At 48.7% G+C, this 15,280-nt stretch carries 12 protein-coding genes; 1 reads left to right on the top strand and 11 read right to left on the bottom strand.

What is annotated here, in order from left to right:
- Positions 1-138: 138 nt before the first annotated feature.
- The 11 genes from METH11B_RS0100500 to METH11B_RS28950 form a co-directional block, all read right to left on the bottom strand.
- The gene (locus METH11B_RS0100500) at positions 139-4,407 is read right to left on the bottom strand and encodes a hypothetical protein (RefSeq protein WP_026600272.1); all 4,269 of its coding nucleotides are present in this window, start codon (positions 4,405-4,407) and stop codon (positions 139-141) included.
- A 31-nt stretch (positions 4,408-4,438) separates the two neighbouring features.
- Positions 4,439-6,559 (bottom strand): DUF262 domain-containing protein, encoded by a 2,121-nt coding sequence (locus tag METH11B_RS0100495; protein ID WP_026600271.1) that lies wholly within the window; start codon positions 6,557-6,559, stop codon positions 4,439-4,441.
- 355 nt (positions 6,560-6,914) lie between these two features.
- Entirely contained in the window at positions 6,915-7,145 is a 231-nt protein-coding gene (locus METH11B_RS0100490; RefSeq protein WP_026600270.1) for a WGR domain-containing protein, read from the bottom strand.
- Positions 7,146-7,148: 3 nt separating this feature from the next.
- Complete coding sequence (locus METH11B_RS0100485; protein WP_026600269.1) at positions 7,149-7,769, bottom strand: recombinase family protein; 621 nt, start codon at positions 7,767-7,769, stop codon at positions 7,149-7,151.
- A gap of 262 nt (positions 7,770-8,031) precedes the next feature.
- Positions 8,032-8,646: a recombinase family protein gene (locus METH11B_RS0100480; protein ID WP_026600268.1), complete on the bottom strand. Its 615-nt coding sequence runs from the start codon at positions 8,644-8,646 to the stop codon at positions 8,032-8,034.
- A gap of 98 nt (positions 8,647-8,744) precedes the next feature.
- The gene (locus METH11B_RS0100475) at positions 8,745-9,932 is read right to left on the bottom strand and encodes a TniQ family protein (RefSeq protein ID WP_081733715.1); all 1,188 of its coding nucleotides are present in this window, start codon (positions 9,930-9,932) and stop codon (positions 8,745-8,747) included.
- Positions 9,929-10,837 (bottom strand): TniB family NTP-binding protein, encoded by a 909-nt coding sequence (locus tag METH11B_RS25885; protein ID WP_036275507.1) that lies wholly within the window; start codon positions 10,835-10,837, stop codon positions 9,929-9,931. Before METH11B_RS25885 ends, METH11B_RS0100475 begins: the two co-directional genes overlap by 4 nt.
- Before the next feature lie 2 nt (positions 10,838-10,839).
- The gene (locus METH11B_RS0100465; RefSeq protein ID WP_026600265.1) at positions 10,840-12,510 is read right to left on the bottom strand and encodes a Mu transposase C-terminal domain-containing protein; all 1,671 of its coding nucleotides are present in this window, start codon (positions 12,508-12,510) and stop codon (positions 10,840-10,842) included.
- A gap of 972 nt (positions 12,511-13,482) precedes the next feature.
- A complete protein-coding gene (locus METH11B_RS28205) occupies positions 13,483-13,737 on the bottom strand; it encodes a DUF7706 family protein (RefSeq protein WP_036275505.1) in 255 nt (84 codons plus the stop codon).
- Positions 13,734-14,402: a hypothetical protein gene (locus METH11B_RS0100450; protein ID WP_026600263.1), complete on the bottom strand. Its 669-nt coding sequence runs from the start codon at positions 14,400-14,402 to the stop codon at positions 13,734-13,736. Before METH11B_RS0100450 ends, METH11B_RS28205 begins: the two co-directional genes overlap by 4 nt.
- Before the next feature lie 85 nt (positions 14,403-14,487).
- The gene (locus tag METH11B_RS28950) at positions 14,488-14,787 is read right to left on the bottom strand and encodes a hypothetical protein (protein ID WP_155931044.1); all 300 of its coding nucleotides are present in this window, start codon (positions 14,785-14,787) and stop codon (positions 14,488-14,490) included.
- A 32-nt stretch (positions 14,788-14,819) separates the two neighbouring features.
- Between METH11B_RS28950 and ssb the strand changes: the two genes are divergently transcribed.
- The gene (ssb, locus tag METH11B_RS0100445) at positions 14,820-15,272 is read left to right on the top strand and encodes a single-stranded DNA-binding protein (protein ID WP_026600262.1); all 453 of its coding nucleotides are present in this window, start codon (positions 14,820-14,822) and stop codon (positions 15,270-15,272) included.
- Positions 15,273-15,280 lie beyond the last annotated feature (8 nt).

Here is a 15,280-nt window from a genome sequence, read left to right as displayed (position 1 = left end):
TTTAAGGCGGGCTTTGATTTATGATGGAAAGCATAACGACAATTTTAACATTGAATAAGCCCCGCCTATATAGAGCTGTATGTATCAGCACACCATTACAATTCAAGTTTCACCATACATTGTCGGACAAAAGAATTGTCAAGCCACACAATCAATACCGAAGACTGTTAGAGCGTTCACTCCCGATGACTCAGCCATAATAATGGTGGCTTGTGCCTGCATGTATTCAACAAGTGCAGAGAACGGTTTGCTCTTCTCCCCCCCAGGGATGTCCCAAGCTTTGTCGTCGAGCCTAAAAAGCACTAGAACTCCATGAGCACTGTTAAAACCCTTCAAGTATTGGCTTACGATTTGCGTTCGCAATGTATCGGTAAGTGAATTCGCTGAGTAGCTATGTTCTCTGGACAACGGCTTTATCTCGACGCAGACTTTCCCTTGCGGGCAGCCAAGCTGGATATCCGGCTCCTTATTTTTGTCTACCTCTTCTTCGCGAGTGACAGTAAACCGCCGATTTTGAGTTTCTCGAAAACGTGCTGCAAGCCAATTCTGTAAATGCTTTTCGGGTATGTTTGGACTGAAAAGGCCTCGGTCGCTGAAGGGCCCCTCCTCAGTGCCTTTGCGTATTTCTTCTAAGCGAGCTATGACCTGTTTAAAGAGTTGAGCTTCGCTTTCTGGATCTGTAACGAAGGGCGAGCTGATGTTGTAAAGGTTACGCGGATCAATCTGTGAAGTCTGCAAAGCTTCCAGTGCCGCATGTTCCATTATTCGATCACCCAACCATTGCTTCGTGTTGGGTGAGATTTCTGCTGTTTCAAGTTCAATAAGTGCGCGATGAGCCGCCAAACCTCTTGTCTGGGTAAGAAGGTTCGGAATTTTTGAGCGAAGCTCTAACACAACATGTTCAAACACGCCCTGGTTCTCTTCGCTAACTTGAGTGTCTGGAGATGGTTGATGTTGAGTGAGAAGGCGATGTAATCGAAGCAAGACGTCTATCGCAGCAACATTGGCTGGTTGTTTGAACCATCTACAGTCGTTGGCCATTCTGGCAAAAGAATTGACTAGCTCGCCCGCTACAGTGGGCGAGTTGGCGACGTAATCCTCGAACCAGGCCCAAGCGGACGCAGGATCTTCTTCCAGCCAGGTACGGAGCCAATGTATCTCGCCAACCAGTCCTTGTGGCGAAATGGAGGCGACAACCTTGGCACGACAGAGGTCTGTCAGAACATCGGAGGCGATGAGTCCACCGGCACGAAGTGCCTTGACGACATCCTTTAATGTTTTTGGGTGACTGATACGCCCATCTGTAATCATTGGCGTCAATGGTGCCAGTAACGCAGCACCAACATCAGCGGAGCAGCGAAGCGCCATCTCGAGACAACGACGCAACCCATGTGTATCGGTCGCCAGTTGCGCTTCACTTTCAATGCATGACTTAAGTGACTCTGAAACTGCGGGGGGGTGAGCAGTAACCAACGGTTCGAACCAGTCTGGCCCGTTCAGCTCCCATACGGCAAGTTTGGCTGCCCGGCCAGCATCGACATCGGGCAAAGATGCGATTTCCATGCCTTCATCCAGCAGCGTGTGCAAACCGGCCAACGCAGCGAGCGCGTCCCAAGGAACTGTACCATCGCTGTAGTCCGCTGGATTTGGAACTTCAGTTGTTGCCCATTCTACCTTGAGCCCGGCAGCTAACGCATCCGCCACAGTCTGATCGAAATCCCTCGCAATCAACCCATAGTCAACGTGCGTGAGACTATTTCGACCTGATTGATTGTAGGAATAGTTAATCAGCCAGTGGAGACGCCCTTTATGACTTGCGTCGCGGATATGCTCGACATTGCTCAGAAGTTGTAACCTGTTTACTTCATGTTGGGCCTGTAGCCCGCGTTTTCGAGCGATTTCTTTACTTTTCCATTCCCGACGATGCTTTGCACCGTCTATCCAGTTTGTGCGTTGAGTGGCTATACATGTTGTTCGAGCTTCGTTGTCTGTTCCTGAGACAAGGGACGCCAGTGCATCTGTGCGCTCACGTCCCCGGAGCCCTCGGAAGATCACATCCATTCCAACGGTGAACCAAATGTTGCGCAAGTCTATGTTGGTGACGCCATCATTTGCTCGCACGATCAGTTGGGGCACGTCATCGGCTGCGAAGCTCACGAGGCAGTCCATGCCCCAGACAAGTCTGCTAGTCGAATGGGTGATGTTCTCGGACTGTGCAATCTCAAGTGCAATTTGCCAGCGCAGTCCTGGATGATTCGCAACAATGGAATGGATGCGGCTGAATTCCTCGCGGTTGGTGAAGCCGGTGTCCCTTAGCGCCTCAAGGCGCTCGGCCGCCTCCATACAGGCCTCCGGATAGTTGGTGTGTGTTCGTGGCAGTAGTGTGAGCAAGCGCTCGAAGCAGTCCGGCAGCACATCCAATAGCCAAGCCCGTTCGGGCTGGTCCGAATCCGGGAATCGTGCGAATCGCTTTCCCTGTTCAGGCTTCGGTAGTGCCTCAAGTACAGCTCGTAACAGCGCCTCCGCCGACACAGCGTTCGTCTCCGGGAGCATGTCGTCCTTCAGGGTGCGTGACATAGGACTTGCTCCGTAGCTTCCCTCAGACTGAGTTGCCCCGAAAATCGCAACCAGTTGCTCGACGCTCAGACTCTGCCAATCTGCGGCTGGCAGTGCCGACGCGATGAGTTCGTTGGTAGTGAGAAGGCCAGAAACAAGGTCATCTTTGATGGCTATGCGCTGCTCGGGTGTTGCTATCGTCTTTAAGACTGTGAGGGCGTATCGACGCTCGCGATGGCTCGCAACGGTGTTCCTATAAATGCCGAACACTGCCTCTGCACAATCCGCTAGGTGTCCATGCTTGATTATGGGGAATAGTGCACTTGTGACCTGCGTCGACAGATCAGGTGTTACCAGTATGCCAGCGACGAGACCCGGTGACAGCCTCCTGCCAACCCGCCGGAACTCACTTATGTCGTTGTACCAGTCGGTTCCGAGCCCATTCTTCAGGCGGTTGACATAACCCATAAAGGCTCTATCGGCGGACAGAGAATCCCATGCCTCCGGGTCACCGTCGAACAATAGCATTTCAGGAAAGTACTGTGTAAGCCATTCACGGGCAGCGACGTTGATTGTTGCGAGCCAACAAAGTGCCCAGCGACGATTAGGAATGAGCACGACTGTGCCAAAAGGTGAAGAGGCAAAGAGCGTGAGCATACGATGGAACGGAACACCAATAGCTAATTGTCTGTTCACCCAACAGGCTGCTAGATATGCTCGTATTATCCGGTGGTGAAACCGAACCCTTCCAAAGGTTGCTTCATCAAAGACGGCTGCTGAAAGAAGGCGAGCGATCTCGTTTGGCTTCCACCCTGAAAGCACAGATGATGGCGCAACTTCGTCGGCCCTAACGGTTGGCGCAGATTCAGTTGCTATGTAGGCGCGGCCTGAAAGCTCCGCAGCGGCAGCAAGCTCTTCTGCTCCCCTACGTAGTTGGTCCTGAGATAGCACGGCTCCCGCAGCGCGGTAGCTCGGGTTCATCTCGGTCAATCGGTTCTCGATGTTGAATTCAATAAGCTCTCGGTAGGTTCCCAAGCTGCGCTTTTCATTCCACAGGCGAACCATCCACCCCAGATCAAGGGGGCGGGTGGCCATAAATGCATAGCCGCCATCAGAGACCGTATCCCAGAATGCCTTGGCATCGAGCACACCAAAGGCTTCGGCAAGTCTCTTCGCTTCCGAAATGGAGAGAGGATCAATGGAGACGACGAGCGGCTCAATGACTTCCATAGTCGGCAGCCGAATGACGTCGAGCGTTGTGCCTCCCGAGCCAATTTCAGATGTCTGCGTCTCCTCCAACGCAGAAAGCGCGGCTGCTATTGGCCTTCCTAGGTACTTATTAACAGCTACCCTGACACTTTCGATTGACCAGTCTGTCGGACGCGATGAGATAACGAAGTGTACTCTGGACATATTCCCGCGCAAGGCCCACGACACCACAGATAGTGCTTGCTCAAAGGCAGTCTGACCTGTGAGACGCGCTTCATCCACGGCATCAAGTAGGAAGTACGCAGTCCCTGTAGACACCTTCCAATGCTCGTATTCATCGAAGGACTCCGCCAGAGCACGTTCCCAGGATTCCAAATCTACCAGCAGGTTCAAAGCGACGAAGAACGCCGTATTGCCAGCACTTCGTAGCCTTTGAGCCTCAAGTTCGAACTCAACCGTCTTTCCGATACCCGCTTCACCGACAATCACAGAAAGGGGCTTATTATGCAGGTCTTTCCAAGTGAGTTTACCCTTGGTTAAGCCAAGGTAGGCGCTCCAGTCATCGCCGTCGTCCTGCCGGTTCTGCGCAGATGAAAACGTTCGGGATAGTTCGGTTGGCGTCGCAGTTGAAAAGGTGTTCATGCTTGCCTCAATATTCGGCTTCCCATAGCGCTTAGTTATTTACTTGTTGATGTATTTCTTCGCTCTGTTCCCCAAAATTCAAGAAAAGAATATTATTTTTCTGCGCATTATCCTTAAACTTGAAGTCCCATCGTTTCTCCATAAATGAGAGTAACTTGATTCCCCTGTCATTGATTTGTTCTGGCCCCCATATATCTTGTTGAGAAACTTCTATCTCAGAATGCGATCCATCCGAATATCCATTACGAACTTTTTCTTTCGCCGCATTATATTTGGCTTTCTTTTTTTCAACGAAGATATCGTTTTGGAGCGACGAATTAATTGATGCAGAAAGCAAAAGCAAATTACCGAGTGTTGCGTTGTAATACCGTTTTTTTTCTATGTCGACTCCAATAAACGCATTTGCCCATTCGTCCGTCTCTGTCTGTGGGTAGATATGCTCAATAGATATTTTGTCATTCTCTGTTTTCAGTAAATCACTCCAATCAATTTTCTTATGCCTGCTTTCAGAGAGTAAGCTGATCTCGTATTCGTATAGAAAATAGCGCAACCCAGACCAACCGTAATAGCCAGAGCCGTTTTCAAATTTCTTGCGCAGAATATTGTAAAACTCAATATCCCGAAGCGTTCCATCATCGTTGAAAGTGTAGGAAAGTCCGTCATCCAATTTTTTGGAAATTTCATCAAGGGTTGTCTCCTTACGATCCAATGCTCTAGCGGCGTTGTAAAACTCACTGCTTCGGTAATTAGCCCGAGCACTGGTTGTGCGAAAAGCAATGAAAATAAAACGTTCGATTCTCTGGAAGATTCGGATTCTGTCTGCTTCGCTTGGTTCATTTTTCAGTATGGCCATTATCAATGGCCTAAAATACACCATACCAACACGGTTTAACCGGTCTATCCATAGGCGCTCATTCTCCGATATGCCCTCCGCTAAGTCAGGGTAAAAGGAATTGAACCAATGGACGGCAGACTCTTTCAGGCTGTTAACGAAATCTCTGATTTCTATGGGCTGAAGCTGAGCAGAGGAAATGACTTTTACTTCTTCGGCAACATCTATATCTGCATCGTCAAAATCCAGAATATCAGTCACATACCGCTGCTCTTCTGCAATTTCCAATACAACTTCTCTTTCGATCTTTTTATGAACATTCTGCGGCGTAAACTGTTCATCAAGCAGGAAACGGATGTAGTCGCGACCAGTTTGCCGCGAATATTTGAAATACATTGTCCAGTGAGCGCGCAAAAAATCGTCATCGTTAAGGGGGCGCGATTTGTTTCTGCCGAGTTGGTGATACACCTCTTTCCACGCATCGTTGATAGTATCACGCAGGTTTTTACGCGATGCTGCATCAAGTTCATCGTCGGTATAAAGAGTAGTTAGGTAGATCAGGCGATTTTTAAGCAGCTCCAGATCAGATAGCTTCTTGCCACGGTTGTTCATGGTCTCGAAAGCAACAAAAACATCGAAGTCATCTTTTATGACATATTCGTTGAAGAGAAAGCGCTTAGTAAGCTTTTTATAAATTTCCTGAAGCCCTGTGATACCTTCCTCCCTATGCAATTCGCGGAGCTGCTCTGTAAAATAGGTTTTCGCATTACTCAGATTGAGCGTATAAAAGGTCTCCTGCACGAAACCTCCCCCGTCTTCGCCAAGAATTTGAAACCGCAAATAGTTGTAGCTGGGATTGTCCTGTGTATAACCAAATTTATAGGTGCGAAATTCATCACCTGTAGGCTTTATCTTGAACAAGTATCGGCTCTGTAAGGCCGCAAGACTAAGGCTTTCGCTGATATATACGTTTTCCTCTGGCTTGCCCTTGTTCTCTGGGAGAGCTTTGAAAAAATCAACCAGTGCTTGCAAAAAGATAATGAATGTTGTCAATCGCTGCTGACCATCTACTACGTGATATACGCGATAGGAGTGGTCATCTACTAACCAAAATTCTTTATCGCTATCGGCAATATTGCGCGCAGGAATCTCCTTCAAGGTAAGAACCCCTGTGTAATGCGAACGGTTACTTGAAAGATTCAGCAAGTCCTCCCAGAATGCTTTAAGCTGCTCGCGCTGCCAAGCATACCCCCGCTGATAATCAGGTATGCGGAAGATTTTCTCTTTGAAGAGACTATCGAGCGGTTTTGGTTCGTCCATTTTGATTCCGTTTTAGGGTTTATAGCGTAAAGCTAATATTTCAAAGTCAGTGTCACACCCCAAGGGCGCCCATTTACTTTTGCAGATTCTGACACGGGTACTCAACGTCGAATTGGAACAAATGTTTCGAAACTGGCATCCCGGCTTCCGGGCGGCAAATGGTGAAAAAATCCAAAAGGTTGCTTAACTGCCTCCACCGGTTTTGCATACTCTCCAAATTGGCCTCATTTTCGTCAAGTATATCTCTGATATTTTCGCCGTTCGTTGGGCAGAATTAAATCGGCGTTATACGGACGAAAATGACGAGTATTTCTTGCATGAATGCGGCAGTGAAATGCTTAAATCCCCCATTGCGTTATTTTAACCGATAACCCTTTTTAACTTTTTTGCTGCTGATTTTTTGGCTAGCCAATTCCGCTTCTTGTTCAGTGGTGAACCATTCCTTCCGCACCGTACCTGGAGAACCTACCCTGCCCCACTCCTTAATCAGTGACCAATCGTCAAATAAACCTGGTGTCACAAACATCTGATAAAAACGATGCATGTTGTCTTTGTCATCGTGTCGTTCCATATATAAATGATTCATCGCTTACTCTCCAGAATGGTTGAAGGACTTGTCACTTTGCGGTGATTTCATCGCCGCATCCCGAATCCGCATAATGGTTTGCCGAGTGGTTTTGAACTCCCGAGCCAACTCCGAAACGTTGCCGCCAGCGGCCAAGCGTTTTACAACGTCAGCCCGCGCTTCGGCATTGAGTGCCGGCGGTCGGCCAAACTGTTTACCCGCTGCCTTCGCGCGACTAATGCCGGCTTGGGTTCGCTCAATCAGCAAGTCACGCTCAAACTCAGCAACCGCTGCGATGACTTGCATGGTCATCTTGCCGGCAGAACTGGTTAGATCAACCCCGCCTAACGCCAGACAATGAACGCGCACTCCGGAACTAGAAAGATGCTCGACCGTGGATCTAACATCCATGGCATTGCGGCCAAGGCGATCCAGTTTGGTCACCACCAACACATCGCCAGATTCCAATCGCTCGATCAGTTTATTAAAACCGGGGCGCTCTTTAGCCGCTACTGAACCACTGATGCTTTCTTCAATCAAACGATGCGACTGAATGGCAAAACCGGCAGATTGAATTTCTAGGCTTTGATTTTGGGTGGTCTGGTCCGTGGTCGAGACTCGACAATAAGCAAAGACGCGTGACATGTGCTAATTCCGTCCGAAATGGATGTACGAATCATAACACATGTACGAAACTCGTTTTGACTACTTTAGTACATATTTTTTAAGCACTGTCCGAAACCGGTGTCAATGTCAGAAGACGACTGCACGAATGTCAGAAGTGGACTGCACGACTTGAGATACCTTTAATAATATGGGCCGATTGGCTAGAAATATCTTACGGGGGTAGAGTGGGATGGTGGCGCTTTGGCCGGTTTTGCCCGTGACAGAAGTCGCCACCCATTTTCTAACCATTAGATAAGAGTTTCACGCCGTCTGGTCGCAGCTCCCCCTTGGGTGAAACATGTCTATATAAAGTTTGTCTGGCAATACCCAATTCTTTACATAGGTTCCCGATCACTGTCTCGGGCTGCCCGATAGCCGCCATGGCCAACCGCAGTTTGGCGGCTGTCATTTTAAAGGGTCGTCCGCCCTTTCTGCCGCGCGCACGCGCCGAAGCCAATCCGGCTACCGTTCGTTCTGAGATCAGCTCCCGTTCAAACTCGGAAAGCGCTGCAAAAATTCCGAAGACTAATTTCCCAGCGGCGGTCGTGGTATCGATGGCTGCGCCTTGACCCGTTAACACTTTAAGGCCGACACCTCGGCCTGTTAGATCGTGCACGGTATTAATCAAATGCCGCAAATCGCGACCTAACCGATCCAGCTTCCAGACCAGCAGCGTATCCCCTTCGCGTAATGCTTTGATGCAAGCTGAAAGACCAGGTCGATCTTCCCGTTTTCCAGAAGCCTGGTCTTCATAAATGTGAGCGGGGTCGACGCCGGCGGCTAATAGGGCATCGCGTTGCAAATCGCATGCCTGGGAACCATCGGCTTTTGAAACCCGCATATAACCAATTAGCATTTTTCACCTGTCACTTATACGGTCGTTTATGTGACACTTTAAAAGACTTCGTCAGTGTCGTCAAAAAATGTCATATAACCCGTAATATAATCTATGTATTATAAAGGGTATGAATTTGATTTATTGTGACACCATTTCGCGGGAATTCCAAAAGCGGATAGATGTGTTCGGATTGTTCGTATGGTCTTGGTATCTCGACGACCAAACAGCAGAACCGTAAACAACGCTTTTGCGACTACTGGGTTTGTTCGAGCCTCGTCAATAGTCTTTGCTAACGATCTTTCGGCTATCTGCCAATAGTGAATTTCTTTTTCAGTCGGTTCGGAAAGCACAGGCAGCGGATGACCGGCATCAACGATTTGATCCGGTTCAGGCCAAAATAAGGAGGCTAGACTACCCCGAGCCTTTATTTCTTGGTTTTCTATCATGCTCATTGCCACCGCAGAGGCTTCCAAAAACTGCAATTGCGCCGATGGATCTAACGTTTCGAATGGATACCAGCGAAATTGCCCTGCTCGAATAGGGTGGCCGCAGGTGGCCCATATCCTTGCAAGGTCTTTCGATTGCAGCCCGCTGATAGAAATCGGCATACTCAATTCTTCAATTAACGCCCGTAACAGCCGGAACCAAATGCCGGCATGTACTGGTCGTCTAGGCAAGTCAACTTCCCCACACGTCAATGCTTGTTCGGTTCGCCTATCCATTGTCTTGATCGCGTCACTGGCTTCACGTATTAATGCCGCATCCAGTTGATGCCAGGAACTCAGCTGGCCATCACCAATATACGATTGCAGCCAGCATCCGTGAATGGGACAGCTGATAAATAAAGGGAACTGCCACATCAGCTTAAATGTTTCGTGACCCGATGATTCATTCAAGCAGCTTGGACAGGCTCGTTGTAGGGTTTGCTTGGGCAACCAAGCTCGCCATCTTGGTATCAATCTGCGCTGACGCTTTGGGTGTGGAAATAAAACCGACATTTGATGAACATAACTGGCGTAAGAATTAGGATCAGGGTCCAAACTGTCCAGTAACCAAGGTGCCCAGCCCGACATCGTCATCAAGCGAAGTCTATCTACCGCTACACCGCTACGTTGGGCAATGATTTCAAGAAAACCTATGGGGGGCAGAATATCGATATCTAGCAATTGCCCCTGTCCCCATTCATAACGTAATAAATATTCCAAGTCCATTTGGTAACACCGGGCAATTCGATATAGCCAGGACGATAAGGCTTCGTTTTCGACAGGGACCGGATGAACCGGCCATCGTTGAGCCGATGTCAATTGAGCTCTCTTTCAAATTTCCGGCGGCGTTCGCTCGGGCCGGCGTAATCAGCTAATGCTAATGTCCTTTGGTTGATGGCCTCTTCACCCGTTTCGATACCGGCAATAGCGGCTTTGGTCAGCAACAACGCCAGCTCACCTATCGTGCCCTCACAACGCGCTAACAGATACCGAGCCATGTCGTCGGTCGCAATATTGGATGGTCGGCGCAAGGGGAATGCCGCCACAAAACTTGCCAGCAGCGAACAGGTATCCTTGTCAACTTGCCATAACGGTAATATCAAGGGCTCGAAACGATTTTCCAGTTGATCGTCGGAACGAATAGCCAAATAGGCGTCACGAGTGCCGACGCCCACTAAGGGAATTCGAAGTTCGTTCCCTAAAAACCGCAGCAAGTTAAGAAATTCCCGCCGGCTGTTGCTGTTACCCGCCAACATATTATGCAGTTCATCAATCACCAGCATCTTGACGCCGATACGGCGCATTAGGCTCAGTGCTTGTTGTTCTAAGATGGCGATAGGTTGACGCGATCTTAGTGGCGCCCCCATCGCGGCAAGCAATGCTATATGAAAGCGAAGTATTGAGGGTTCGGATGGCATTTGCACACAAAGAACAGGAATATGCTCAGCGTCCGGGCTCGAACTGGGTAGATGTTGACGCCGAAACTTTTCAACAATCATGGATTTTCCATTATTGGTCGTCCCGATAATGAGGAGATTCGGCATGCGTTGTTTCGCTGGCCATTGATACAGCGTCTCCAGCCGATTGACTGCCTCCACCGCACGCGGGTAACCGATCCATCGTTCAGCACGTATATGCGTGATCCGTTCGGGAGACTGGAGATGAGCCAAGCGTTGGGCTGGAGGGGTCAAATGGGATAGGTCTAAACTAGAGTTGTCTTTCATCGTTACCACTCCTCAATGTCGCTGAAGGGTACGGCAGACGTAATTTCCGATTGGTCGGAATCAGGCGGTATCTGGGGTTTACTTTTCTTTGTCGAATGCGTTAAGTGTTTAAGCCGCTCATTATTTCGTCTAGTTCGTTTCGTGGCTTTTTGGGCATCGTGAACAATATCGCGCATCTGGTCGATCATCCGAAAGAGAGAAACTTCATCCACTTGGTCCCGACCTTCAGCCCGCAACCGTTTGATGGCTTGACGATGTTCCCACAACGTAATGGCAGGGTTTTCCAAGGAGCGGTAAGGAATTTCCAGGTACTGTTGACTATCCGGGTCCAATACCCAGATACGGCTAATATCCCTTGGATCGCGACGTATCAGGAACATAGTGCCGCCCTTCTTCCGCCGGGCAATTAGCGGCTTTAACCCATTGGCAAAGTAATCAATGTAGTCGACTCTAAAACCGGTACGCGTCAAGGAGCGTCGGATAATCGGCAGAAAATCGATCAGAAATGCTTTTGCATGAGTGACAACAGGCGGCGGGCCATTTAAGGTAAGCCCTTTGGACCAACGCTTTGTCGGGGGTTCTTGTAGATCATTATAATGGGTTTCACCATGATAATAAGCGACCGCTATCGTTAGCCAGCGTTCCAATTCATGGAGTGTTAACGCGGCCTTTTTTTCAGAATCATAATCGCCGCGAGCTTCCGGATTTGAAAAGGTAGTACCGGGGAGCTCATGAATATCCCCCATCATGGTGCCTATCAACCGTTCAATAATACCGCCATAATGCGGTTGCCCTAGCGGACGATAACTCAGCGAAATGCCATGTTGTTCACAGCCCCGCTGCAACGCTTCGCTTTTAAATTCCGGCGCATTATCCACATAAACTGACCTGGGTTTTCCACTCATAGGCCAATCGACTTCTAACTGTAATTGTTCAAGCCAGGGACGCTTATCGCAAACCATATGGGCTAGACAGAGTCCGACAGAAATGGTGGATGGAGGTTCTAACGTCACAACCATACCGACAATGCAATCACTAAAGACATCAATAGCGATGGTCAGGTACGGTCGACCAATAGGCTGGCGGTCGCGTTCGTCAACGACAATTAGGTCAATCACCGTATGGTCAATCTGAACTTCTTCCAAAATGGCGGTGATTTCTGGCGGCGTACCGCCGGCTGACAACAAAGATCGAACAGCATCGGCGCCTTCCCGCGCTTGTTTCACCTGCACTGGATTCAACCATTTTATTCTTAGGGCAACCGTATTACGGGCGGGAACCGGTAATCCTCTAGTCTTACATTCCTGTTTAATACGCCGGTAAAGTTTCGCGACTGTCAGCTTTTGCCGAGTCATAAACTTTTTCCGTATCAATTCACTGACGATATTTTCTACCGCTTCGACCAATCGCCTTTTACCTTTGCCCCCACTGGTGTGTGTTGGGGCAAGATCCGTCACTAACCCGGTACCTTGCCGGAATCTTTGAATCAGGACATAAACTTGTCTTCGGGAGATACCCAATTTTTGAGCGGCTTCATCGGCTGATTGATGTCCAACGATTTCTAAGGCCGCGAGTCGGCCAATGATACTGGCTCGCATACGAGCCAACTCCCAATGTTCTTGAGATAAAGTCAACACTCCCTGTTCAGTGAATTTAGTGGACTCGGGTTCCATACCAAATACTCACTTCTGTGAAGAGAAGTATTGAGCATAATGACGCGCTGTGCAGATGTCTATTGATATTTTTTTGCTCAATAGTTGACTGCACTAAGTGGTTCTAGCCCAATAAGATGGTGCAGTCATCTTCTGACATTGACACCGGTCGATTTCGGTCATCAATATCAGAAGACGACTGCACGAATTCAGAAGTTGACTGCACGACTTTAGATACCATTAATATTGGTGGTGTCATTTTCAGAAGCCGGCTTCACACACTAAGAAAACCTTTCATAGTTCATCGGACAACGCCAAAAAGCTATTTAGCGCCCCAAACCCTATTCTTGTGAAGAGAAGTGCTGAGCAAAATGACGCACTGTGCAGATGTCTATTGATATTTTTTTGCTCAATAGTTGACTTCACTAAGTGGTTCTAGCCCAATAAGATGGTGCAGTCATCTTCTGACATTGACACGGTCGATTTTGGACGGTACCGATTATCTAAACGCCAACGACGCCATTGAAGTCAGCAAAAGCGGTACGCTAATTTAGCCAGTCTCGCAAAGCCGATACAACCGACCGAAAAAACTGAAGTCGTTGCTAGCGCGGAGGGCTATAAAGTCCTGCTAAAAAAATACAATACGCTGCCAGACAATGCCGATAGGCTAAAAACAATTTACAAACACGCCGTGGCCTTAAAGGACGTCTGTCCTGATCCGGCACAGTTTAGAACGACCTTATTCGATCTGTGCAATAAAGCTGACCCGAGCATTAGCAAAACGACCGTTAACAAAGCAATTGCGTTTTTTATGGTCATGGGACTGGTTCATACCGAAAAGGCTAAAGGTGGTGTCGATGCCGTTCGTGTAAAAAAATGACACTCGAGGATTTTTTATTGAAATCTGACAAGCTGATAATCGCTAAGCTTCTGGAACTTGGTAAAACCCAGGCCATAGATTTTAAAGCCAAGGAAATTAAAAAGCTGAACTTATCAACAATCAGTAAAGACAGCATCAAAAAATTGATCGGTGAATGAGGCCTCAGGTTCCTTCGGGTTAATTCCATGTACTTCCAGGTTTCTTCTGATCATTTGGGTCACGGCCTGCATGGGATAAGCCTCCCCATCATCGACTGCGTTACTTCGAAAATCAGCAAATCCAGTTCGCTTCAGAAATTGCGCCAAATCCCAAGCCTCCTGTTCGGATAACGAAACACTCAAGCATATTTCACCCGCACTAACTGTCATTGCGCACCTGCCTTATCCGAACCGGCCTCATCAACCGATGAGTCATCTTCCTTGGAAAGTTTCGCTGGCTCACCCAACAGTCCAGATTCTTGTCGGGCCAGTCGCACTTCCTCTCCATGCCCTTGTTCATAAGCTGCCTGATGCGCATGCCTTTCCATTGTGACAATTTTATTGGCCAGTCGCTGCAAGCGCTGCTGCCACTCCAGGCGCGCGGCAATGCAGTGTTTGTTGGAGATGATCTGGCATAGCCATAAAGTGTCCATGACGATCATCAACTGATCCAGCAATCGAATCAACTCTACGAATTGCGCAATCTGCGGCGAGGCAATCTTGGCCACAAATTCCCTAGGGTGCGTGTAGGTCGGCGTTTCATTGATGCCGTTGTCGGCTTTGAGTTTTTCCAGCCGACTCTTTTCCAGTTGCAGTTGCTCCGCGCATTCGGCAATCATCTGACTGACGATGTTTTCGATTTCATCGACGGTTTCTTCCCGACCGATGATGCGCAGGATCACGTCGATCGCATACAAGGACACCATCAACCGGTGATAGCTATCACGAATGACCCGAATGGCTTGTTCGCTGTTTATGCTAAACGTGCGCTCAAATATCGGCCGACTGATGGCGCGACGCGAGGCTGATTTTGGCTGAGGAGCTGTTTCGGACATGACCGTTTCCCATGTTGGATAAATGAGCCATGATCGTAAGCCAAATTTTTTTTGGCCTTTTTACAATAAAGGCCGAATTCGACCTTTATTGTACGAGCATCCTTAAATTTTTCTGTTTCAATGCCTGCCAATTGAATCGGTTAGCTTTTTGCTTGCCTGTTTTTCTAATTTTCTCGGCTGATCTTTCAGGATTGCCTTGATCCGACTGCGGTCGGCGTTCCGTTTTTAAGCGGCGACGGTGGTTATCCATCGGCGTGTCAGGTGCGTCAAGCCTGATGTAATGGTTGTGTTTTAGATTTTCATCCTGTCTGGGAGTGCGTATTCCTAGCCGGGAATGTGCCTGCCGGATGTGACCCATCGCCGCGCAGGTGGGTTTTATTTTCACTTGTCGGGCGCGGCCGATAGGAGGACATCATCATGGCCAATCGTGGTGTAAACAAAGTCATCTTGCTGGGCCGTCTCGGCGCCGATCCGGATATTCGCTATTTACCGAATAACGGCGGCAAAGTCGTGGCAGTGCGTTTGGCAACCAGTGAGGTTTGGAAAGATGCAAAAAACGCCAAACAGGAACGAACTGAATGGCATCGGGTCGTGTTTTTTAAAAAACTGGCCGATACCGCCGGCGATCTTTTGAAGAAAGGCAGCAAGATCTATGTGGAAGGCGCTCTTCGCACCCAGCAATGGGATAAGAACGGCGAAAAGCGTTATCGCACGGAAGTGGTTGTGCATGAGTTGCAACTACTCGATCGCCCAACTGTGCCCGCCTCTACAAGCGGTTCATCATCGAACCCGGCATCAGAAGACGCTGATTGGGATGACGAGTATGCCGATATGCCGATATGCCGCTCAACTAAACCTAGCTATTCATGAGCTGCCGC

It is taken from the genome of Methylomonas sp. 11b (assembly GCF_000515215.1).
Lineage (GTDB): Bacteria > Pseudomonadota > Gammaproteobacteria > Methylococcales > Methylomonadaceae > Methylomonas.
Note: the sequence above shows the minus strand (reverse complement) of the source record. Positions and strands in the feature narration are given on the sequence as shown.

What these genes read in the sequence shown, in the direction of transcription:
- METH11B_RS0100500 (WP_026600272.1), bottom strand. Translation starts at nt 4,407, where the DNA reads ATGAACACCTTTTCAACTGCGACGCCAACCGAACTATCCCGAACGTTT.
- METH11B_RS0100495 (WP_026600271.1), bottom strand. Translation starts at nt 6,559, where the DNA reads ATGGACGAACCAAAACCGCTCGATAGTCTCTTCAAAGAGAAAATCTTC.
- METH11B_RS0100490 (WP_026600270.1), bottom strand. Translation starts at nt 7,145, where the DNA reads ATGAATCATTTATATATGGAACGACACGATGACAAAGACAACATGCAT.
- METH11B_RS0100485 (WP_026600269.1), bottom strand. Translation starts at nt 7,769, where the DNA reads ATGTCACGCGTCTTTGCTTATTGTCGAGTCTCGACCACGGACCAGACC.
- METH11B_RS0100480 (WP_026600268.1), bottom strand. Translation starts at nt 8,646, where the DNA reads ATGCTAATTGGTTATATGCGGGTTTCAAAAGCCGATGGTTCCCAGGCA.
- METH11B_RS25885 (WP_036275507.1), bottom strand. Translation starts at nt 10,837, where the DNA reads ATGAAAGACAACTCTAGTTTAGACCTATCCCATTTGACCCCTCCAGCC.
- METH11B_RS0100465 (WP_026600265.1), bottom strand. Translation starts at nt 12,510, where the DNA reads ATGGAACCCGAGTCCACTAAATTCACTGAACAGGGAGTGTTGACTTTA.
- METH11B_RS28205 (WP_036275505.1), bottom strand. Translation starts at nt 13,737, where the DNA reads ATGACAGTTAGTGCGGGTGAAATATGCTTGAGTGTTTCGTTATCCGAA.
- METH11B_RS0100450 (WP_026600263.1), bottom strand. Translation starts at nt 14,402, where the DNA reads ATGTCCGAAACAGCTCCTCAGCCAAAATCAGCCTCGCGTCGCGCCATC.
- ssb (WP_026600262.1), top strand. Translation starts at nt 14,820, where the DNA reads ATGGCCAATCGTGGTGTAAACAAAGTCATCTTGCTGGGCCGTCTCGGC.